General features: G+C 62.1%; 22 protein-coding genes and 1 pseudogene. 16 read left to right on the top strand and 7 right to left on the bottom strand.

The features are described from left to right. Positions 1-54: 54 nt before the first annotated feature. Complete coding sequence (locus NTD89_RS12200; protein WP_262207905.1) at positions 55-1,917, bottom strand: DUF3857 domain-containing transglutaminase family protein; 1,863 nt, start codon at positions 1,915-1,917, stop codon at positions 55-57. 258 nt (positions 1,918-2,175) lie between these two features. Between NTD89_RS12200 and NTD89_RS12195 the strand changes: the two genes are divergently transcribed. The 3 genes and pseudogenes from NTD89_RS12195 (at position 2,176) to NTD89_RS12185 (ending at position 4,152) form a co-directional block, all read left to right on the top strand. Continuing rightward, entirely contained in the window at positions 2,176-2,829 is a 654-nt protein-coding gene (locus NTD89_RS12195; RefSeq protein ID WP_262207903.1) for a hypothetical protein, read from the top strand. 48 nt (positions 2,830-2,877) lie between these two features. After that, a pseudogene (locus NTD89_RS12190) lies at positions 2,878-3,156 on the top strand (MFS transporter); the annotation flags it as partial. 129 nt (positions 3,157-3,285) lie between these two features. Further along, positions 3,286-4,152, top strand: a complete 867-nt coding sequence (locus NTD89_RS12185) for a DNA/RNA non-specific endonuclease (RefSeq protein WP_262207901.1) — start codon at positions 3,286-3,288, stop codon at positions 4,150-4,152. Here the strand turns inward: NTD89_RS12185 and NTD89_RS12180 are convergent. The 3 genes from NTD89_RS12180 to NTD89_RS12170 are packed head-to-tail and all read right to left on the bottom strand — an operon-like array spanning position 4,127 to position 6,402. Beyond that, positions 4,127-5,371, bottom strand: a complete 1,245-nt coding sequence (locus NTD89_RS12180) for an MFS transporter (protein WP_262207899.1) — start codon at positions 5,369-5,371, stop codon at positions 4,127-4,129. The genes NTD89_RS12185 and NTD89_RS12180 overlap by 26 nt on opposite strands. 7 nt (positions 5,372-5,378) lie before the next feature. Continuing rightward, positions 5,379-5,942 (bottom strand): isochorismatase family protein, encoded by a 564-nt coding sequence (locus NTD89_RS12175; RefSeq protein WP_262207898.1) that lies wholly within the window; start codon positions 5,940-5,942, stop codon positions 5,379-5,381. Positions 5,943-5,964: 22 nt separating this feature from the next. Next, a complete protein-coding gene (locus NTD89_RS12170; RefSeq protein ID WP_262207896.1) occupies positions 5,965-6,402 on the bottom strand; it encodes a MarR family winged helix-turn-helix transcriptional regulator in 438 nt (145 codons plus the stop codon). A 330-nt stretch (positions 6,403-6,732) separates the two neighbouring features. Here NTD89_RS12170 and NTD89_RS12165 point away from each other — a divergent pair, with 330 nt between their 5' ends. The 8 genes from NTD89_RS12165 (at position 6,733) to NTD89_RS12130 (ending at position 14,321) form a co-directional block, all read left to right on the top strand. Continuing rightward, positions 6,733-7,944, top strand: a complete 1,212-nt coding sequence (locus NTD89_RS12165; protein ID WP_262207894.1) for a YeeE/YedE family protein — start codon at positions 6,733-6,735, stop codon at positions 7,942-7,944. 22 nt (positions 7,945-7,966) lie between these two features. Next, complete coding sequence (locus NTD89_RS12160) at positions 7,967-8,842, top strand: LysR family transcriptional regulator (protein WP_262207893.1); 876 nt, start codon at positions 7,967-7,969, stop codon at positions 8,840-8,842. A gap of 110 nt (positions 8,843-8,952) precedes the next feature. Then, the gene (locus tag NTD89_RS12155; RefSeq protein WP_262207892.1) at positions 8,953-9,378 is read left to right on the top strand and encodes a VOC family protein; all 426 of its coding nucleotides are present in this window, start codon (positions 8,953-8,955) and stop codon (positions 9,376-9,378) included. A gap of 86 nt (positions 9,379-9,464) precedes the next feature. Continuing rightward, the gene (locus NTD89_RS12150; RefSeq protein WP_262207891.1) at positions 9,465-10,229 is read left to right on the top strand and encodes a 5-oxoprolinase subunit B family protein; all 765 of its coding nucleotides are present in this window, start codon (positions 9,465-9,467) and stop codon (positions 10,227-10,229) included. Continuing rightward, positions 10,226-11,164 (top strand): biotin-dependent carboxyltransferase family protein, encoded by a 939-nt coding sequence (locus NTD89_RS12145; protein ID WP_262207889.1) that lies wholly within the window; start codon positions 10,226-10,228, stop codon positions 11,162-11,164. Before NTD89_RS12150 ends, NTD89_RS12145 begins: the two co-directional genes overlap by 4 nt. A gap of 171 nt (positions 11,165-11,335) precedes the next feature. Then, the gene (locus NTD89_RS12140) at positions 11,336-12,676 is read left to right on the top strand and encodes an MFS transporter (protein WP_262207888.1); all 1,341 of its coding nucleotides are present in this window, start codon (positions 11,336-11,338) and stop codon (positions 12,674-12,676) included. Positions 12,677-12,790: 114 nt separating this feature from the next. Beyond that, the gene (locus NTD89_RS12135; RefSeq protein WP_262207886.1) at positions 12,791-13,333 is read left to right on the top strand and encodes a cysteine hydrolase family protein; all 543 of its coding nucleotides are present in this window, start codon (positions 12,791-12,793) and stop codon (positions 13,331-13,333) included. A 4-nt stretch (positions 13,334-13,337) separates the two neighbouring features. Continuing rightward, complete coding sequence (locus NTD89_RS12130) at positions 13,338-14,321, top strand: GlxA family transcriptional regulator (protein ID WP_262207884.1); 984 nt, start codon at positions 13,338-13,340, stop codon at positions 14,319-14,321. Here NTD89_RS12130 and NTD89_RS12125 read toward each other — a convergent pair. Further along, positions 14,292-14,459 (bottom strand): DUF2986 domain-containing protein, encoded by a 168-nt coding sequence (locus NTD89_RS12125; protein ID WP_145158695.1) that lies wholly within the window; start codon positions 14,457-14,459, stop codon positions 14,292-14,294. The two genes, NTD89_RS12130 and NTD89_RS12125, sit on opposite strands and share 30 nt — an antisense overlap. 81 nt (positions 14,460-14,540) lie before the next feature. Here NTD89_RS12125 and NTD89_RS12120 point away from each other — a divergent pair, with 81 nt between their 5' ends. Together NTD89_RS12120 and panB are read left to right on the top strand one after the other, a co-directional pair. Continuing rightward, positions 14,541-15,497, top strand: a complete 957-nt coding sequence (locus tag NTD89_RS12120; protein WP_262207882.1) for a glycoside hydrolase family 6 protein — start codon at positions 14,541-14,543, stop codon at positions 15,495-15,497. 164 nt (positions 15,498-15,661) lie between these two features. Beyond that, on the top strand, positions 15,662-16,477 hold the full coding sequence (panB, locus tag NTD89_RS12115) for a 3-methyl-2-oxobutanoate hydroxymethyltransferase (protein ID WP_262207881.1): 816 nt from the start codon (positions 15,662-15,664) through the stop codon (positions 16,475-16,477). Here panB and NTD89_RS12110 read toward each other — a convergent pair. Beyond that, positions 16,465-17,853 (bottom strand): PLP-dependent aminotransferase family protein, encoded by a 1,389-nt coding sequence (locus NTD89_RS12110; RefSeq protein ID WP_262207879.1) that lies wholly within the window; start codon positions 17,851-17,853, stop codon positions 16,465-16,467. The two genes, panB and NTD89_RS12110, sit on opposite strands and share 13 nt — an antisense overlap. Before the next feature lie 268 nt (positions 17,854-18,121). Here NTD89_RS12110 and NTD89_RS12105 point away from each other — a divergent pair, with 268 nt between their 5' ends. After that, on the top strand, positions 18,122-18,310 hold the full coding sequence (locus NTD89_RS12105; RefSeq protein WP_242195389.1) for a DUF1737 domain-containing protein: 189 nt from the start codon (positions 18,122-18,124) through the stop codon (positions 18,308-18,310). A 14-nt stretch (positions 18,311-18,324) separates the two neighbouring features. On the opposite strand, the gene cynR is transcribed toward NTD89_RS12105, so the two are convergent. Beyond that, positions 18,325-19,209, bottom strand: coding sequence for a transcriptional regulator CynR (gene cynR / locus NTD89_RS12100; RefSeq protein WP_262207950.1), 885 nt, complete (start codon positions 19,207-19,209; stop codon positions 18,325-18,327). 111 nt (positions 19,210-19,320) lie between these two features. On the opposite strand from cynR, the gene NTD89_RS12095 reads away from it, so the two are divergent. Beyond that, positions 19,321-19,944 carry a carbonic anhydrase gene (locus NTD89_RS12095; RefSeq protein WP_262207877.1) on the top strand — a complete coding sequence of 208 codons (624 nt, stop codon included), beginning with the start codon at positions 19,321-19,323 and terminating at the stop codon, positions 19,942-19,944. Positions 19,945-20,064: 120 nt separating this feature from the next. Next, on the top strand, positions 20,065-20,535 hold the full coding sequence (gene cynS, locus NTD89_RS12090) for a cyanase (protein ID WP_145158681.1): 471 nt from the start codon (positions 20,065-20,067) through the stop codon (positions 20,533-20,535). Positions 20,536-20,561: the final 26 nt, after the last annotated feature.

The raw sequence follows: 20,561 nt of genomic DNA, 5'->3' as shown, positions 1-20,561 counted from the left end.
TGATCCTCGCGCGGCGGTGCATCAGCCCGTCACGCGAGAATCGGCAAGGTGGGGTTACAGCGTCTGCACAATAATCTGGCTTTTCAGGTCGTTGACCATACCTTCAATCGCCGGCTTCATGGCGACGAAATCCTGTGGGCTGCACACCACGTCGGGGTGGTTAAACGCGTAGCTGCGGGTGATCAGTACGCTGTTGCCTTCTTTGACGTAAGTGGTCTGGTAGTTGAATCCACCGGTATTCAGCGTTACAGCCTTGGGCACCGCGAGGATATTCAATTGTTTGGGGAAGTCGAAGCGTGCCTTTTCTTCGATCGTGCCGGAAGTACAGGTGAAGTTCTGAGTACGCTCCTGTTCCGACAGGAAGCTGAACACGTTCTGGCCGATACCGCCCGCCAGGCTGCTAAGCGTGGGCACGCCGGTAGGGCCGGGCAGGTTGACCAGGTTGTCGGTACGCCCCTTGACCGTGGAGGTGAAGGTGGCAGCGTTGCTGTCCAGTGGGTCGGTTTCGATCTTGCCGCTGCCGGTTTGCCCGTACAGGCTGAGGACTTTCTGGGTCAGTTGGTCAAGGTCGGCAGGCATCATCGATTTGAACAGGAAACGGTTGAGTTCCGTCGCCCAGCCTTCCACCGTGGTGCCATTGGTGAAGTCCGCCGCGCCGCTCGGGTCGATTTTGAAATGCAGCGTGCCGTCCACTTTGCCCAGTTGGTTTACGGGTGTACGCGCCAGTTCGCCGCGCTGGGTCAGCAACACAGGTTTGCCCAATTCGGGAAGCAGCAAGTAGCCGGCGGCGATGGGGGTGGCGGTGGAGTCCAGATAAAGATCGAGGGCCGGAATGTAAGTGATCGCATGGTTAAGCACACCCAAGGTCGGCACCTTTGGTAGTACATAGGCGTCGCCGAGGTTGATCAGTGCGGGGGAGCTTTCAATGGCCACGGCCTTGAGTAGCGCTTCAAGCAAGGCCACATGGTCCTTGCAGTCGCCATAACGGTTATCCAGCACCGCCTGCGCCGAATGCGGCACCACGCCGCCATTGCCGACGTAAACCGCGACGTAGCGAATGTTCTTGCGCACCCAGTCACTCAACACCAGCGCTTTGCTGCGCGGTGAATCCAGGTTGGCGGTGAGTTTATTGGCCAGTTGGGTAATGGCCGGTGTTACTTCGACCTGCGCCCTGGCGGCGTACGCCTGGGCAAACTGTTTGTAGTCGGTGAACGTCGAAACCGCCAGACGTTGGCCGTAATCGGTGTAGGCAACAGAGCCGACTTCAACGCGGTTTTTCTCGGTGGGCTCCAGGTTCCAGCGGTAGATCTTGCGCCCGTTGGCTAGGGTGGGCGCGATGGCTTTGAAACCCTTCACGTCAGCGAACAACGGCATGTCTGCCGGCATGTCGTAAGTGAGGTGGATTTGCTGGCTCTCGTAGAAGTCCGGTGCATACAGGTCTTCGAACTGGCCGGGGAACATCGGCGTGGTGCGCTGGCGTTGGTAGTGCAACACCATACGGTCACCCACGGCAACGTCCGGGAAGATCACCACTTTGACCCGCGAGTCCTGGAACATCGGCGCTTCGGCTGAAGCCTGTTCCTGCTGCTCCTTGATCTGGTCGGCGGCGACCGGCACTTTGCGGCCATCAGCTTTGAGCGTGTAGGCATCCATGATGTCCACGGTTTCCAGCGTGCGGTTGAAACTCACCGAGCGCTCGGCGTTGGGCTTGATCGCGCGCTCTTCATTGATGCGCCGGACCAGCTCGACGTCGAGCACAAAACTGCCGTCGGCATTCACTACGTAAGACTGGTTATTTTTTTCGACAGTCAGCGAGCGGTCGGTGTAATCGGCACTTGCCTGCGCGCTGAACAGCCCGCAGATGACCACCGCCAGTGCACCGAACAGGCGCGTCGGCAAGAGAGTTGCGCTTTGCATAGAGATCCTTCTAAACGATGACGCGCACCGTCTGGAGGAGGGTGCACGTTCCTTGGTAAACCGCCAAATGCGAAGCGTTACTATAAAGAGGTGGCGATGAGCCTGCAGATTTTTGTAGCTTAAAGAGGTGTAGGAGCGTTCTGGGTATCGCTCTGTAAAGCCCTACCGATACGGCCGGCAGAGCGCCCGGTGGCGTTTATTGCTTGATCGCAGAGGGTTGCCGTAAGTTTGCTCGCTTTGTTCAGGAGCAACCTCTGTATGACTCGCACGCCGTCTAAAAAAACCTCTCAGCGACGCAGCCATTGGGAGCTGCTGCAAATCAAGGTGGGGGTGGTTGCCAGCCTGCTCTCCCTTGTCGGCCTGTTGTGCGTGGGCGGCTGGACGGTCTGGGTGACTTACTACGTTAAGCAGGACTCACAACTGAGCGCGCTCCTGATCAAGGAATTGCAGTTGAAAACCGAATTGAGCGCGCATGTAGGGGCAACCTTGGCGACTCACCTGAAGCCTACCGAAGGGGGTTCCAGCTTGTTGGAAGTAGGCGTCACGCTGTCCAACAGTGGCAACGACATTGCCAGGCTGAACCTTGATCGGCGGGTTTTATCGATCATCAAAGTCCAGCGTTTCGAGGCAGGCCTGCCGTTTTATGGGCCCGCCTGGGACGTAGCAACGGCCCGGTACGATGGTCTGAGCTCGACGTTGTGGGTCTTTCCTTACCTGGATATCGGCCCGTCTGAGTCCTATGAACTCAAGTACGTCGTTAAACTCGATGAGCCAGGTTTGTACCTGGTGCGCTTTCTTTCGCGGATGAAAAGCGACCATATCGAACGGCACAAACTCAAAATGAGTACACCGTCGATCATTGAGTATTCAACCGGAGCCGACGCATTTATCACAGTGCCCAAGGGGGCATGAGATTCTTGTATTTAAAGCCGAGAGACTGGTAAGTATGGCGTCGACTATTTTGGCGGCGCGGCGACCTTGCTGCAAACAGCCATCGCGGACGCGGCGGGTGACGGCGCAGACGTGGCGCTGTCGCTGAACGTGGTGGCATGGAACAGCGCGATTGCCGGCAGTGGCGTGGTGGGCGGCGTACTGCTCGATACCTGGGGCGTTGCCTCATTTCCCTGGGCTATGGCGTTGTTGGTCGCGCTGTCGTTTGCGATTGCCTGGCGCGCACACACCCATGCGTTCAAGCCAGGCGCGCGCGGGGCGGGCAAGCCCGCCGTGGCGGGGCATTGACAGGGTTGCTGAAAAACGCGTGAAGAGGCCGCACTAAAATGCCTTGCGAGGGTCAATAAACCTCGCAAGATCATCCACTTGGCTCCGCCAGCGGAGCCTGCCGCTTACTCCCTTTCAAAGAAGTCATGCATGCACCTGCGCAAAATTGCAGTCGGGCTGTCAGCCCTTGTTTTGCTTTCCACCGGGGCAGATGCCCGTGGTTTGTTCGACCTTATCAAGCCACCCGCCCAGGCACACACCTCACGCGCAGGCTCGACCAGCCAGCGCGCGGCCCTCGACCTCTATTCCAGCAAGCAACAGCAACCCACGTTCGCCAGCTGCGCCGATCTGTTCCCCGGTGCAACACCGATCAACACCGCCACCGTGCCCAGCACCATGAAACCCATGGCGTTGTGTTCCGATAATTTTGCGGTGCTCTACTCGCAAACGAGCAAGACGCCGCTGGTGGTGGTCGAGCGCTTGAACGCCGCGCAGCTCAAGAACGCCAAAGGCGAGGAACGCACCAACCAGTTCTACGCAGACCCGCGCATCCCCAAAGGCGCCCGCGCCGAGTTGAGCGACTACCGCAGCCAGCACCCGGCCGTGGACCGTGGTCATCAGTCCCCGGCGGCCGACGCGCCGAGCGCGAACGCCATGGCGCAATCCTTCGCGCTGTCGAACATGGTGCCGCAAGACCCTACCAACAACCGCAAAATCTGGAGCAAGGTCGAGGCGGATGTGCGCAAGTTTGCCGTGCGTGCCGGCGGCGATGTGTTTGTGTTCACTGGCCCGTTGTTCGACGCGGGCTACAGCACCATCGGCGACAACAAGGTCTGGGTGCCGACGCGCCTGTTCAAGCTGGTGTACGACGCCTCGTCGAAACGCGCCTGGGCCTATGTGCTGCCCAACGCTGAAACGCGCATCCAGAAGCCGATGGACTACGAGACGTTTGTGAAGAGCACTGGCCTCAAGCTGCTGGGCAATCTGCCGGTCACGGGGTCGGTGGGTCGGACGTGATCACCTGCGGCCGATCCAGCTGGCGCTTGATCGTATAGAGCGCCACGCCCACCGCCAGGATGCCTGACACCGCGCCGACCACCAGCGCCCAGCGCGGGCCCAAGTGGTCGGCGACCCAACCGACGATGGGCGCGCCAATTGGCGTGCCGCCCAAGGCGACGGCGACGCGCAGGGCGATTACCCGGCCACGCATCGCGGGCTCGGTGGTCAGTTGCATCAGGCTGTTGGTGGTGTTGCTGAAGGTCATGGCGCCCACGCCGATGACCACCAGCGCAATCGCAAACGTCCAGTAATTGGGCGCCACGGCTGCCAGCATGCAGCCAAATCCAAACACCGCCGCACCGGTCAGCAGAGACTTGAACCGGGGTCGCTCGCTGCCCGCGGCAATCAGCGCACCGGCGATGGTGCCGATGGCCAGGGTCGAGGTCAGCAGCCCGTAGCCGCGCGCGTCGGCGTGGAACACGGTGACGGCCATGGTCGAGATGAAAATCGGGAAGTTCATGCCGAAGGTGCCGATCAGAAACAGCATCAGCAGGATCGCCTTCAAGTCCGGCCGTGCCCACACGTAACGCATGCCTTCGGTGAGGCTGCCTTTGGTACGCAGCGCGCGCACCTTGGTGTGTTGAGTTGAGACGCGCAGGAAAAACAGCGACGCCAGCACCGCAAAAAAGCTCGAGCCATTGAGCAGGAACGCCCAGCCGGTGCCCACCGAGGCGATGGTCACGCCGGCCACGGCCGGGCCGATCATGCGCGCCATGTTGAACGAGGTGGAGTTGAGCGCGATGGCGTTGGACAAGTCCTTCTCGCCCACCAGTTCCGCGACGAAAATCTGCCGCACCGGCGCATCGAATGCCGAGGCGCAGCCGGATAAAAACGCGAACACGTATACATGCCACAGCTGCACGAAGCCGGTGATGGTGAACACACCCAGCGTCAGCGCCAGCAGGCCCATCACCGCCTGAGTGAAGATCAACAGTTTGCGCTGGTCGTAGTGATCGGCAGCAAACCCGGTCCACGGCAGCAACAACAGTTGCGGCCCGAACTGCAGCGCCATCACGATACCCACCGCGGCGGCGTTGTGCGGCGTGAGTTGAGTCAGCACCAGCCAATCCTGGGCGGTGCGTTGCATCCAGGTGCCGACGTTGGACACCAGCGCGCCGGCGGCCCAGATGCGGTAGTTGGGGCTGCGCAGGGAACGGAACGTGCCGAGGAAACTCATGACGGCTTCAGTTCCCCCGGTTGTCGAGCAACTCGATGATGGCTTGCGCCGTGCCCGATTCGCCCAGCTTGGGGAACACGTGCTGCTGGCTGTAGGCGTGGGCTTCGGGGCTGACGTCGGTCATGGCATCGATGGCCAGGGTCACGTTGAAGCCGAATTCATACGCCTGCCGCGGGGTGGCCTCGACGCCGGTGCCGGTGACGACGCCAGTGATCACCACTTGCGTGACATTGAGCGCCTTCAACTGCGCTTCAAGGTCCGTATTGGCGAAGGCGCCCCAGCTGCGTTTGGTCACCAGAATGTCGCTGGGCTGCTGGCCGAGTTGCGCAATCAAATCGGCCCAATCGGCTGGCAGCTCAGTGCTGCGACGCGGCCGCTCGGTGCGTCCCGGCGCAAAGCCGCTGACATTCACCAGCACCACCGGCAGCCCGCGTTCGCGGAAGGCGTCAAGCAGTGCACGCGACCGCTCTATCACCTCGCCAATGGGATGAATAAAAGGGTAACCCACGATGCCGTGTTGCAGGTCCACGATGATCAGGGCGGTTGTTGCATCCAGCGAGGTGACAGCCATGCTATTTCCTCAATCGGGTGATTCAAAAGTCGGCGAGGCGCTCCAGCAGTTTCACCGCAGCGGCGAGTTCGTGTTGTTCCTGGGGTGACAGCTGTTCCTGCAGCGCGTGCAGCAGCCAATCGTCTTTGGCGGCGCGGCTTTGGGTCAGGTGTTTGCGCAAGGTGGGCGTCAGTTCGATCAGCGTCTGCCGGCCATCGGATGGGTCCGGCTTGCCGCTGACGGCTTGCATTGCCTCAAGCCCGGCCACGGTGATGCGCATCGACTGCGGCCGCACACTTTCAGCGCGGGCGAGGGCGGACACGGTCGTCGGGCCATCGCGGTCCAGGCGCAGCAACACCGACTTTTGCGCGGTGGTGAAATCATCGGGGTGAGTCTGTTCGCGCAGGCGGCGGATCAGCTTGCCCAGTGAGATGCGCAGTTCGGCGGCCAGGGTGGCGGTGTCAGGAGAAGAGTCGGTCATGCCTTAACCGTAGCACCCGTGCAGGAAAACTCTACAGTTTGGCTGTATAAATTTTTCTTCATAAAGGCTACTTGTTGTGGCGAGTGGGCTTGTTGTGGCGAGCGGGCTTGCCCCGCGTTGGGCTGCGAAGCAGCCCCAGTTCGGTTAACGCGATTTTCCAGTAAGACCTCGCTGGCAGGTTTTAGGGCCGCTTCGCGCCCCAGTGCGGGGCAAGCCCGCTCGCCACAGGATGCCCGCTGGTCAAAATAAGCGAGCGCACCACACCACGGCCCTCGGTTTATACTCGCCCCCCATTGCAAACCTTCAAACTCAAACATCCCGAGATCCCCGATGAGTACCTCTCTCTCCCTTGCCCCCGCGCGCAAACCCATCGCGCCGCTGGTGGCTTTTATCATCCTGGTGGCGGGCGCCGTGTTCCTGCAAAGCAGTGTCGGCTCACGCCAAGTGCTGTTGCTGGTGGTCGGCGCGGCACTGGGTTTGACCCTGTATCACGCCGCCTTTGGCTTTACCTCGGCCTGGCGCGTGTTCATCAATGATCGGCGTGGCGCCGGCTTGCGAGCGCAGATGGTGATGCTGGCGGTGGCGGTCGTGCTGTTTTTCCCGGCGCTGGGGGCAGGCACGCTGTTTGGTCAGCCGGTGGTCGGGCTGGTGGCGCCGGCCGGCGTGTCGGTGGTGTTTGGCGCGTTTATCTTCGGCATTGGCATGCAGCTGGGCGGCGGTTGTGCCTCGGGCACGTTGTTCACCGTGGGCGGCGGCAATGCGCGCATGTTGGTGACGTTGTTTTTCTTCATTTGCGGGTCGTTGATCGCCACCCACCATGTTGATTGGTGGTTTGCACTGCCGGCGTTTCCGGCGGTGTCCATCGTCAAAAGCTTCGGCGTCGTACCAGCGCTGCTCTTGAGCCTGGCGGTGTTCGCGATCATTGCAGCCGTCACCGTGCGCCTGGAGAAGGGCCGTCATGGCCAACTGGAAGAGGGCGTGACCAGCGAGCACACCGGCCTGCGCCGTTTCCTGCGCGGGCCGTGGCCCTTGGTATGGGGCGCGATTGGCCTGGCGCTGCTCAACTACGCCACCCTGGCGCTGGCCGGGCGGCCGTGGGGCATTACCTCGGCGTTCGCGCTGTGGGGCGCCAAGGTCGCCAGCGGTTTGGGCGTGGACGTGGCCAGTTGGGCGTTCTGGCAGGTGCCGGGCAATGCCAAGGCCCTGGCCGCACCGGTGTGGGAAGACATCACCAGCATGATGGACATCGGCATCGTCCTTGGTGCGCTGCTGGCGGCTGGCCTGGCCGGGCGTTTTGCGCCAAGCCTGAAAATCCCCGCGCGCTCGCTGGTGGCGGCGGTGATCGGTGGCTTGTTGCTGGGTTACGGTTCGCGCCTGGCGTACGGTTGCAATATCGGCGCGTACTTCAGCGGCATCGCCTCGGGCAGCCTGCATGGCTGGGTATGGTTGGTGGCGGCGTTTATCGGTAACGGCGTGGGCGTGCGGTTGCGTCCCTTCTTCTTTGCGGGCGAGCGGCCGCAGGTGGCGTTGAGCGGCTGCTGAGCGAACCAGTGAGGTATGCGGCATGATTCGAGAACTGAGGACCTTCGTCAGCGCCGCGCGGCGCGGCACTTTTGCCGCTGCCGGCCAGCAGGTGGGGCTGACGCAATCGGCCGTGAGCGCGCAGATCAAGCACCTTGAAGACGCGCTGGGGGTGAAGCTGTTCGACCGTACCGGCCGCTCCGCCACGCTCAACTCGGCAGGGCAGCGTGCGGTGCCGCTGGCGGAGGAAATTCTCGATATTTTCTCGCGCATGGGCACGCCCGACAGGGCCAACAACTTCCACGGTTCGTTGCGCATCGGCGCCATCGGCAGTGTGCAGACCGGCATCCTGCCCAAGGCGCTGGTGGCCCTCAAACAGCGTGCGCCGTTCATTGAAGTCAACCTGGTGCCGGGAGTTTCGCTGAACCTGCTCAGCCAGGTCGATGCCGGTGAACTGGACCTGGCGATCATGATTCGCCCGCCGTTCAACCTGCCAAAGGAGCTGAATGTCGAGGTCATCGCCCGCGAGCCTTTTGTGCTGATCGCCGCCAAGGACGTACCGGGCGATGACCCGTTGCAGATCCTGCGCGAGCAGCCGTTTGTGCGATACGACCGGGGCTCGTTCGGTGGCCGCCAGGTCACGCAGTTTCTCAAGGAGCAAAAGATTCAGACGCAGCAGGCGCTGGAGCTTGATGAGTTGGACGCCATCGTCAAGATGGTCCGCAGCGGCCTCGGCGTGTCCCTGGTGCCACTGGCCGGCTTGTGGCTGGAACACGGCAGCGACGTGCGGGTTTTGCGATTGGACGACCTGACTTTCCATCGCGAAATCGTCTTGCTCACCAAGTACACCCAGCGCCAACTGCCGCTCTTCGCGTTATTCAGGGCGTGCATCATGGAAGTGCTCGGTGCGCCGAAGTAGGGCGCGAGCATCGAAAAAATTGAGGCTCAGGACGAAAGATATGCGCTTTATCGCACGGTCTTTCTGGTGAAGAATCGGGTTCTGAATAACAGAACCCGCAGGTAGCCACCGTGAGCCTTTCGCCCTTTCATTTAGCTATTCCCGTCTACGACCTCGCCGCCGCCCGCCACTTCTACGGCGACGTGTTTGGCCTTCGCGAAGGTCGCTCCAGCGCGCAATGGGTCGATTTCGACTTTTACGGTCACCAGTTGGTCATCCACGAACACCCCAAGACTCAATCCCAGGCATCGGTGCACTCCAACCCTGTCGATGGTCACGACGTACCGGTCCCGCATTTCGGCATCATCCTGCACTGGGACCAATGGGAAGCCCTGGCCGATCGGCTCAGAGCGCGTGAAACCCGGTTTGTGATCGAACCCTACATCCGCTTTCAGGGCCAGGTCGGCGAGCAAGCCACCATGTTCCTGTTTGACCCGTGCGGCAACGCGCTGGAGTTCAAGGCGTTCAAGGACATGAGCCAGTTGTTCGCCAAGTAGTTGCCATCCGCGCGACCGTCGCCACCCGAGTGACGGCGTCAACAAGACGTGAAGCTGCATGCCTGCCGCATGAGAGAAGTGACGTGATGTCTGACGTTGACTGTGATTTTCGGCCTGTGCGTGCCGAACAGCGCTGGCAGTTCGAGCCGTGTGGCGACAGCTGCATCGTGGTGGTGTTTGCAACGCTGTTCAGCGCGCCGGCCAACCGCCGTGCGGTGGCATTCAGCGCCACGCTGCATGACCTGTTGGCGCGCGGGCTGCTTGGCGGTGTGACCGATGTGATCCCGGCGATGGTGTCCGTGGGCGTGCATTATGCCCCGCCTATCATCGCCAGGCTGTACCCCGGATCAGTGCCCTACGACGCTATTGCCCAGGTGTTGGAAAACGCCCTGACTCAACAGCACAACCTGGCGCGCATCACGCCAAAACGCCTGGAAATCCCGGTGTGCTACGAGGGCGACTACGCGCCGGATCTGCTGGACATCGCCAGCGCCTGCGCCATCACACCCAGCGAAGTCATCACCGCACACAGCGGGCAGTGGGTCGATGTGCTGATGGTCGGTTTCGCACCGGGCCATCCCTATATCGGCATGCACGAGCCTGCGCTGAAACTGACGCGCCGCGCCGTACCGCGCACGCAGGTTACGCGCGGCAGCGTCGGCCTGGCCAATTGTCAAAGCGTGATTTACCCCGCTGATTTGCCGGGTGGCTGGAACATTGTGGGCCGCACACCGTTGCCGATGTTTTCGCCGGCCAATCAGCCGCCGTGCCTGTTGAGCGGTGGCGATCAGGTGCGCTTCGTGCCCATCACCGCCCGTGAATTTGAACAACTGGCCGGAGCGCAGCGATGACCATCAAAGTGCTCAGGCCCGGTCTGTTTTCCACCTTTCAAGACTCGGGCCGCGTCGGCTTCCAGCATTGGGGCGTGCCGGTCAACGGCGCCATGGACCAGGACGCGCATGCGCTGGCCAACCTGTTGGTGGGCAACCCGACCACTGCTGCAACCCTGGAAATCACCCTTCAAGGCCCGGTCTTGTGCTTTCAGGCACAGGCGCTGATCGCCCTGGCCGGGGCTGACCTGGGCGCGCGCCTGGACGGTGTTGCGCTGCAACCGGGGCACGCCATGCGCGTCAAACCGGGCGCGATGCTTGGCTTCGAGAAGCGTGAGTACGGCGCGCGGGCCTATCTGGCCGTGGCCGGCGGTTATCTGCTCACGCCGGTGATGAACAGCGCCAGCACGTATAGCCGGGGAGGGTTTGGCGGGCTGTCGGGGCGCGCACTGCAAGCCGGCGATGTGATCCCCATTTGCTCATCGTTCGCAAACCCCGTGCGGTTGAATATTCCTGCGGGCTGGCGGCTTGGCGCGCCGACACGTCCAGCTTGCATTCGGGTGCTGCCGGGGCGCGAATGGGCCGACTTCACCGAAACGGCTCGCCATGACTTCCTGCATGAGCCCTATCAGCTGACCGCTGCCTCGGATCGCATGGGGTATCGATTGGAGGGCGCTGCGCTGGACCTGACGCAACCCCGTCAGCTGCTGTCCGAAAGCGTGGCATTCGGCACCGTGCAAGTGCCCGCCGGCGGTCAGCCGATTGTGCTGATGGCCGACCGGCAAACCACCGGTGGCTACCCGCGTATCGCCCAGGTGGCCAGTGTGGATTTACCCAAGCTGGCGCAACTGATGCCCGGCGATGACATTCGATTTTCGCTGATTGATTTACCCACGGCTCAAGCGTTGTTCGTGGCGCGTGCACACGCGCTGCAACGACTGGAGGCCGCCCACTGAGCAAAAGCCGTCGCTACCCATAATAAAAACAGGAGCGCTAGATGATTAAGCCCACGTTCAAACTTTTAACTGTCGAGCATTAAAACCCCTCGCAACCTGACGGGTTTACTTCTGGGTGGAACTGTCCACCTCAATAACTCAAATGACCAACGGTCAGAGTGGAAGGTGTTTATGTCTCGCGTGATCGCTACTCCCATCCCATCGCCGCGTTTGGGCGAGTTCGACAAGACCGCTGACAGCAGCGCCACCAGGATCGCCAAGCGGGCAGCCATCGCTGCCGCGACGGGCACTGCGGTGGAGTATTACGAGTTCGGTGTGTACGGCTTTATGGCGACGATTATCGCGCCGTTGTTTTTCCCCAGTGATAACGCCGCCGCCGCGCTGCTGGCCACGTTGGCGGTGTTTGGCAGTGCGTTCTTGATCCGGCCGTTGGGCGGCATTCTGCTCGGGCGGCTGGCGGACCGCATCGGTCGGCGCAAAGTATTGCTGAGCACCGTCATCGGAATGGGCACCGCGACCGCGATGATCGGGCTGTTGCCGACGGCGGCCCACGTGGGGATTGCTGCGCCGATCCTGCTGGTGCTGATCCGGCTGGCGCAGGGCTTTTTCGCCGGCGGTGAGGTGATCGGCGCTGCGGCCTTTCTGGCCGAGTCTTCCCCCCGGGGCCGCCGTGGCTTCTACGGTGCCTTCACGCCGGTGGGTGTTGCGATTGGCGGGTCGATGGCAGCGATCATCTGCGGCATCACCACCGGCCTGGTCGATGCACAGCAGCTGCAGGCCTGGGCCTGGCGTATCCCGTTTTTCCTGGCGATTCCGTTGGTGATCTTCTCGTGCATCATGCGCCACAACGTCGAGGAGACGCCTGAGTTCAAAGCCTTTCTCGCCGTGGAAAAGCCGCCCACCGCGCCGGTCAAGGAGGTGCTCAAGCAGAACCTGCCGGCGGTGCTGCGCGTGGTGGTGTTCGCCTTTGCACAGAACGCCGGCTACTACATCGGCCTGGTGTTCATGAACATCTACCTGACCACCTACCTGCATTTCGAGAAGTCCAAGATCTACTGGGTCATCGCCGGCGTCAGCCTGTGCATGGCCGCGCTGATGCCGTTCTGGGGCGGGCTGTCGGATCGCATCGGGCGCAAGAAAGCCCTGGCCATCGGCTTTGTCGGTTATGCGGTGCTGGTCATTCCGATGATGGTGTTGATGAACAACAGCAGCCTGTTCATCGCGGTCCTGGCGTTTTTTGTGGCGACGCTGCCGATGCCGGTGATCCAGTCGGTGGGCTACCCGACCTATGCCGAGCAGTTTCCCACTCGGGTTCGTTACACCGGCATGGCCATCAGCATCAATCTGGGCGCCATCCTGGGCGGCGGGATCACGCCTTATATCGTCACAGCACTGATCGGCTCGACCGGCAATTTGCTGATCCCGGGGTTTTTCATGGCCGGCGCGGCGGTCTGTGCGTTGATTGCCTTGACCACCCTGCGTGAAACCTCGCAAGGTGCTTTGCGCCGCTGACAATGGATGTCCGAATACGTCCTCAAGTGGTCCGGCACGTGCCTGTTGCTCACCTGCCGCACTGCCTAGTATGGCTTGCATCATTCACTGAACTGCACGCCAACAGGACACCTCATGAGCCGCAAAGCCCTTATTGTTATCGATGCCCAGCATTCGTTCCGCCATTCAAGCTACTGGTCCGAAAATGACCTGCCGGGTTACCTGGAAAAGCAACAGGCCCTCATTGATGGGTGTGTTCAACAGGGCATCCCGGTGATACAAGTCTTCCATGTGGAAGACCAGGGGCATTTTTCGCTGGCCTCGGGCAATGTTCGGGCATTGAGCGAATTGTCGATCAACCCTGACCGGGTCATTCACAAGCGCTTTCACAGCGCGTTCGCCGGCACGCCCTTGGCGGCGTGGCTCACGGAAATGGGAGTGACCACAGTGATCATCAGCGGCATTCGCACCGAACAGTGCTGTGAAACCACCACGCGGCAGGCGTCGGACAGTGGCCTGAGTGTGGATTTTGTCAGCGAAGCGACGTTGACCTTCCCGATGACCCACGCGCGCAGCGGCCGGGTCTATACCGCAGCCGAAATACGCGAGCGTACGGAGTTGGTGCTGGAAGGCCGCTTTGCGCGCATCGTCACGGTCGCCCAGGCATTGGAGGATTGACCCCGTGAGCGTGCCGGTGCTGTTTGTGCTGCTGCCCAACGTGCTGATGCTGGACCTGGCCGGTCCCGCCGAAGTGCTGCGCCTGGCCGCTCAGGTCGAGGACTCGACGGCCGTTGAGTTCGACTTGCAGTACGTCAGCCCGGTTGAAACGCTGCAAACGTCCATCGGCTTGCCCCTGACCGGGTTGGCGCCGCTTCCGCCAACCCTGGCGCCGGGCACGCTGGTGGTATTGGTGGGCTCCACGTCGAAGGTCACCAAGGCGTGCCAGCAGGCATTTGACTCGGCCAGCAGCGTGCTGACCCATTGGCTGCAAGCGGTGTTCGCGCCGTCCGGCGAGAAACTGGTCTGCGTCTGTGCGGGCGCGTTGAGCGCCGCCCGCGCCGGGCTGCTGGACGGACGCCAATGCACCACGCACCACGCGCTGTGCGCCTCTTTGCAATCCATGGCACCCAAGGCTCGAGTACTGGAAAACCGCTTGTACGTCACCGATGGCAACATCAGTTGCAGCGCTGGCGTCACTGCCGGCATCGACCTGATGCTGCATTGGGTTGCCGAGCTGGCCGGGCCGCGACTGGCCTGCGCGGTTGCGCGGGACATGGTGGTGTACATGCGCCGCAGCGGTGCCGATCCACAGCTGTCGGCCTGGATCGCCGGGCGCAATCACCTGCATCCCGCCGTGCATCGGGTGCAGGACGCCGTCGCCGCAGCCCCGTGTGAGCCGTGGACCGTCACGCGTATGGCCAGCCTGGCCTGCACCAGCAGCCGGCACCTGGCGCGACTGTTTCACGAACACGTCGGCATCAGTCCGCTGGATTATCTGCACACCCTGCGTTTAACCGTGGCGCGTGAATTACTGGTTGAGTCGACCCTGGACATGGAAACCGTCGCCGAGCGCGCGGGCTTTGGTTCGGCGCGGCATCTGCGGCGTATCTGGGGCAAATATGAAGCGGGGACGCCTTCAGCTGGGCGTGTCGGTGGCAGTGGTTGACGCTTGATCGGCCTGCGCTTCGAGTTTGGCGCGGTCGGCTTTGCTGATGTATTTATCTTTGCTCTTGGGGGCCAATTTGGCGCTGGCCTTTTTCGCTTTGGCCTTGAAGAGCTGCTGCAGTTTTTTCTGGCGGTTCATGGTGTGCTACTCAGCGGGTAATTGATCGCATGATATCAGCTTGAGGCAGTGCGTCAGGCCCCGGCCTTGTGGAGTCAACATATGCTCAGGTTCATCGTTGGCGTTGCCAGTCTGGTGTTGTTATCGGTGCTACCGGCCGCCCACGCCGGCGACACCTTCTACATCAACCCCGAATCGAACGCTGCCCAATGGGTAAAACACAACCCGCAGGCGCCCGACGCGGCAACCATCCGTGTTGCCATTGCCCAGGTGCCGAGTGCCCTGTGGCTGACCGGCAGCAGCCAGGGCAGCGATCAACTCGAGCCGCGTGTGCACCGCTACGTATCCGCCGCCGCCACGGCCCGCGCCACACCGATTCTGGTCGCCTACAACCTGCCGCACCGTGACTGCAGCGGCGGCGCCTCTGCAGGCGGCGCGGCCGATGCGGCAGCGTATCGCGCCTGGATCGACCACCTGATCAACGGCGTTGGCCGCAAACCGGCGATCATCATCCTGGAGCCCGACGCCTTGCCGGACATGCACTGCCTCAGCCAGTCTCAGCGAGACGAGCGCCTGGCGCTGTTCAACTACGCAGTCTCAGGTTTCAAGCAACGCGCGCCCCAGGCGGATGTGTACCTGGACGCCGGTAACGCGCACTGGAAGCCCGCCGCGCAGATGGCCGATGCCCTGCATGCGGCCGGGATAAAAAACGCGCGCGGTTTTGCGCTGAACGTCTCCAATTTCTACACGCTCGATCAATCCCGTGACTACGCCGACCGGATCAACGCTAGGCTCTTTGCCAATCACGCCTACACAAAGGCCGTGGTCGTCGACACCAGCCGCAACGGCAACGGCGCCGTCCGTGGCGACTGGTGCAACCCGCCCGCACGCAAGCTGGGCATGCTGCCGCACGCCGTCACGCCCAACCTGCTGGCGCTGTGGATCAAGCTGCCGGGCAACTCGGACGGCGCCTCTTCGCCCATCGCCGACTGCCATGGTGGCCCGACGGCCGGCACGTTCAGCGCGCCGTTGGCGCTGCGGTTGATCGAGGGCAAATAAACCCCTCTGCGTGAACCCGGTGCTGTTGGCGAACGCGCAACGGCCCTCGCCACAACGGAACGTCTTGGCATCTGGGTCGCTTTTCAGCGCCGATCTGTGCATTGAATCACCGGGTGTTTTGCCAATAATCAGGCCGGGTATTCAGCGCAAACGGAAGCCATTTGATGAGCACGCATACCCGCACCCAACGCACCACCGTCCCGCAACTGGTCGCGATGAAAGGCCAGCAGAAAATCGTCTCCCTGACGGCGTACTCCAGCACCATCGCCAAGCTGATCGACCCGTTGGTCGACTTCATTCTGGTCGGTGATTCCACGGCCATGGTCGGCTATGGCCGGCCTTCAACCTTGAGCATGCAGCTCGAAGAAATCATCGGCCACACTCGCGCGGTGGTCGATAGCACGCGCCTGGCCTGTGTCATCGCCGACATGCCGTTTGGCAGCTACCAGGAATCCCACGCGCAGGCGTTTCGCAACTGCGCCCAGGTGTTGGCGCGCACCGGCTGCGATGCGGTCAAGCTGGAAGCCAACCAGGCCCTGGCCAGCACGGTTGAGTTTCTGGTGGCGCGCGGCATTCCGGTGATGGCCCATGTGGGGCTGATGCCGCAGTTTGTGAATGTGATGGGCGGCTTCAAGGCGCAAGGGCTCACGACCGAAACCGCTGCGGTGATCGCTGAAGATGCGCGTGCCAACCTGGAGGCGGGCGCTTTCAGCCTGCTGCTGGAAGGCGTGGCCGAAGGTGTGGCCCGGCAGATCACCCAGGACGCGAAGATGCCGACGATCGGCATCGGCGCCTCGCCCGCCTGCGACGGCCAGGTGTTGGTCACCGAAGACGTGCTGGGCCTGGGCGGTGAGCACCTGCCACGTTTCGTCAAACAGTACGCGGATGTCGGCGCGGTGATTCGCGATGCCTGCGAGCGCTTTGCCGGTGACGTACGCCACGGGCGTTTCCCCGAGGCGCGGCATTGCTACGGGCTTTGACGCATCGCCTGGGCCAACAGATTTAGGGCCTGGGCGATATCCTTGCCCCAGTCGAGGGTGTAGCTCAGGCGTAGGTGATGCCGCCAGGCGCCTTGCTGACTGAACAGCTCGCCGGGCGCAATAATGATGCGCTCGGCGCGCAGACGCTCGAATACCTTGCGCATGTCGACGGCGGGCGAGGCCTCAAGCCAGAAACTCGCGCCGCCGTGGGGGCGGTGTACCTGCCACTGATCGTGTTCGCTCAGCAGCGCGCCGAGTTGGGTCATGCGCTCCAGCAGCAGTGCCCGCAGCGCTTTCAAATGTGGGTCGATGCGCTTGGACGTGAACAGTTTGGCGATCGCCTTCTGACGGATAGGCGACAGGCGGAACCCGCGCTTGAGAAACTCTCGCTGCAACTGCGGGCCTTGCCCGCGACTCAGTACGTACCCATAGGGCGCTTCCGCGCCGATGACTTTGTCGAAGGTCGAAAACACCAACAGCTTCTGCGGGTCGGCAAAGTCGCGATAGCGCGCCGGTTGCGGCTCGAAATACAACTCGCCGTAGGTGTCGTTTTCGAACAGCCAGATATCCCGCTCTGCCAGCCAGCGGCAAATTTGCTGTTTGTCCCGCGCAGGCATCACGCCCCCCTGGGGGATATTCACCGTCGACGACAGCACCGCCAATCGAATCGGCGCGCGCTGCAATAACCCTTCCAGCGCGGCCAGGTCAAACCGCCCGTGCGCATCCAGGTGCAACTCGATCACCCGGATATTCGCCGCCTGCAGCTGACGCAGGATCGCCCACGAACACGGCGACTCCACCAACGCCACCGTGCCGGCGAGGTCCAGCGCGTTGAGCGCTGCGTCCAATACCGCGTGCAAGTCCGAGCCGATAAACACATGGTCGGCCTGCCAGTAACGGTCGGTGGACTGGGTGTAGCGCTCGGCCAGTGCGGCACGCAACTCGGGCTCGCCGAACGGCAGGTACAGCGGCGTCAGCGAGCGCGGGTGTTGGCGGGTGAGTTCACGCTCGAGCATCAGCAGCGGGTTTTCCAGCGACAGCAGCATCGCCGGGGCATCGCTGCTCAGCGCCAGCATCCCGGGCTGGCGGGCCGTGGCAAACACCTGGTCGAGCAGGCTTGATGTGCCTTCAGTCAATAACGGCGCAGGTAGCGATCGGGTGAAGTAGCCGAATTTGGCTTTGGCGTAGATCCGCCCTTGATCTTCAAGCAGCGCGTAGGCGTACTTGGTGGTCGACACCGACACACCCAGGCGCTCGGCCAGTTGGCGCAGAGACGGCAGTTTGCGTTCGCCGTCTGGCGGGCCGGCGTCGATCAACTCGACCAGGTAGCGGTACACCGCCTGATAGGCGAAAGCGCTGTGTTTAGTTCTATCCATGACTATTCGCGCTACTCGACCAGGTTACACGGGGAATACATCGGGGTTGGGGCCGGTCCAGTATTACTCAAGGCGATGTGATACGGAACTCAGCGGCAGCCACCCATGATCAAGCCGTACAGCCTTAACATTCCTGACGAGCGCTGTGCTTATCGGATTGGCAGATTTGAGCCGAAGCAGGAAATCATGGATGCTGCTGTCGGTTCGTTCACGGGCCGTACGATGCGTTCGGGCCTGATACTTTCATGTCGACCAGGAAAACCACACCATGCAAACCACGCCGCCCGATGGATTACCTGTTTACCGGCTACTGACGGGCAAGGATGACGCCGCGTTTTGTCACCGCGTCTCTGAAGCCCTTGCGCTGGGTTATCAGTTATATGGCTCGCCAGCGGCCACCTTCAACGGCGAGTACGTCGTGGTGGCTCAGGCCATTGTTTGGGGGCCTGGTAAGTAGGCACGTTTGCCCTGTCAGGTCAGCCCCTCGGCGACGTCCTTGGCCAACGCCAAAAACGCCCGCGCCGCCGCCGGCTGATAATCCCCTTTGCGCTGCATCAACACAGCGGTGCGCTGCAACCGCTGCGGCCCCAGCTCAATCGCCACCAACTGCGGATGCGCCCGTGCAATCGCCGCCGGCAACAGTGTCGACAGCGTGGTCCGGCGTACCACCTCAATCAGCGCGCCAATCACATTGGTCTCCATCACCACGCGTGGGCGAATGCCGTGCGTGCTGCAATAGCGGTCAATCTGCTCGCGGGTGGCGAATTCCTTGCCCAGCAAAATCAGTGATTCGCCATTCAATGCCTCCAGCCCAATAACCCGCTCCTCAGCCCGCGGGTGCTGCTTGCCGACGACCAGCGCAAGGGTTTCGACCAGCAGGGGCGTGGCGTCGATGTCGGGCGCGTGCACCTCATCAAACGCAATCCCTACGTCCAGTTCGTCCGCCAGCAGGAGGTTTTCCATGTGTTCCTGGGCGACCTCACGCACGTTCAGCGTGATGTTTGGATAGCGGCCGTGAAAGGCCTCCACCAGCGGCCCCACCAGGTAGGTGGTGAACGTTGGCGTGACGGCAATTCGCAGCGTCCCGCGGCTCAGATCGCCCACGTCATGGATCGCGCGCTTACCTTGCTGCAGTTCCTGCGCCGCCCGCAGCGCATAGCGCAGGTACACCTCACCGGCATCGGTCAGGCGCGTCTGGCGGCCGGATCGATCAAACAACTGCGCACCGAGGCTCTCCTCCAACTGCCGCACTTGCTGCGACAGCGCCGGTTGCGAGACATGCAGGGCCGCCGCCGCTTTGGTAAAGCCTTGGTGTTCTGCAACGGCCAAGAAGTATTGGATATGGCGTGCCAGCATGTTTGTACTCATAAGATTATCTAATGTTCTGGATCATATATGAGACTTTTACCTTATTGCACGGGCTCCGTAACCTTTGCTCCATCGCATCGCGATTCAAAGGAGTTACCCATGCAAGACATCATCGACGGTTTCCTGAAATTCCAGCGCAGTGCCTTCCCCGAGCGCGCCGGCCTGTTCAAAGACCTGGCCAACCAGCAGAGCCCACGGGCGCTGTTCATCTCCTGCTCCGACAGCCGCCTGGTGCCCGAGCTGGTCACGCAGCGTGAACCGGGCGAGCTGTTTGTCATCCGCAACGCCGGCAATATCGTGCCGTCTTACGGCCCGGAGCCGGGCGGTGTGTCGGCGTCAGTGGAGTACGCCGTGGCGGCCTTGCAGGTCCGCGACATCGTGATCTGCGGGCATTCCGATTGCGGCGCCATGACCGCCATCGCCACCTGCAAATGCCTGGACCACATGCCCGCCGTGGCCAGCTGGCTGCGCTACGCCGACTCCGGCCGGGTGGTCAACGAGGCTCGCCAGCATGTCGACCAGCACGCCAAAGTCGCCTCCATGGTCCGCGAAAATGTGATCGCGCAATTGGCCAATATCCAGACGCACCCCTCGGTACGCCTGGCCCTCGAAGAGAAGCGCATGACCCTGCATGGCTGGGTCTACGACATCGAAAGCGGCTGTATCCAGGCCTTCGATAGTCGCACCGGCACCTTTGTGCCGCTGGCCGATTACCCTGCCTGATACACCGAGGTGTCTGCATCGCAGCGGTGCGGCGATCCGACATACCAGCTCGCACAGTTGAGCGTTGGCGCTTTCCCCATCAGCCGTTTTACCCACAGTTTTAACCACGGAGATAACCCCATGATCCAGTCACAAATCAGCCAGAACACTCGCCTTGCCCTGACTGACGTCATCCTGCTGGCCAAGGCCCGCAAAGACCTGTCGTTCGCCCAGATCGCCGAAGGCACCGGCCTGCACGAAGCCTTTGTCACCGCCGCCTTGCTCGGCCAACACCCACTGCCGGCCGACGCCGCCCAAACCGTTGCCAACACCCTGGGCCTCGACGCGGACGCCGTGCTGCTGCTGCAAACCATCCCCGTGCGCGGCAGCATCGGCAACGGCGTCCCGACCGACCCGACCATCTACCGCTTCTACGAAATGATTCAGGTCTACGGCACCACGCTCAAGGCACTGGTTCACGAGAAGTTTGGCGACGGCATCATCAGCGCGATCAACTTCAAGCTGGACGTCAAGAAGGTCGAAGACCCGGACGGCGGCTCGCGCGCGGTGATCACCCTGGATGGTAAGTACTTGCCGACTAAACCGTTCTGATCACGCTTCACATGGCCCGGCGCTGC

Source organism: Pseudomonas sp. 14P_5.3_Bac1 (assembly GCF_025466135.1).
Lineage (GTDB): Bacteria > Pseudomonadota > Gammaproteobacteria > Pseudomonadales > Pseudomonadaceae > Aquipseudomonas.
This window is presented reverse-complemented; position numbering and strand designations above follow the sequence as displayed.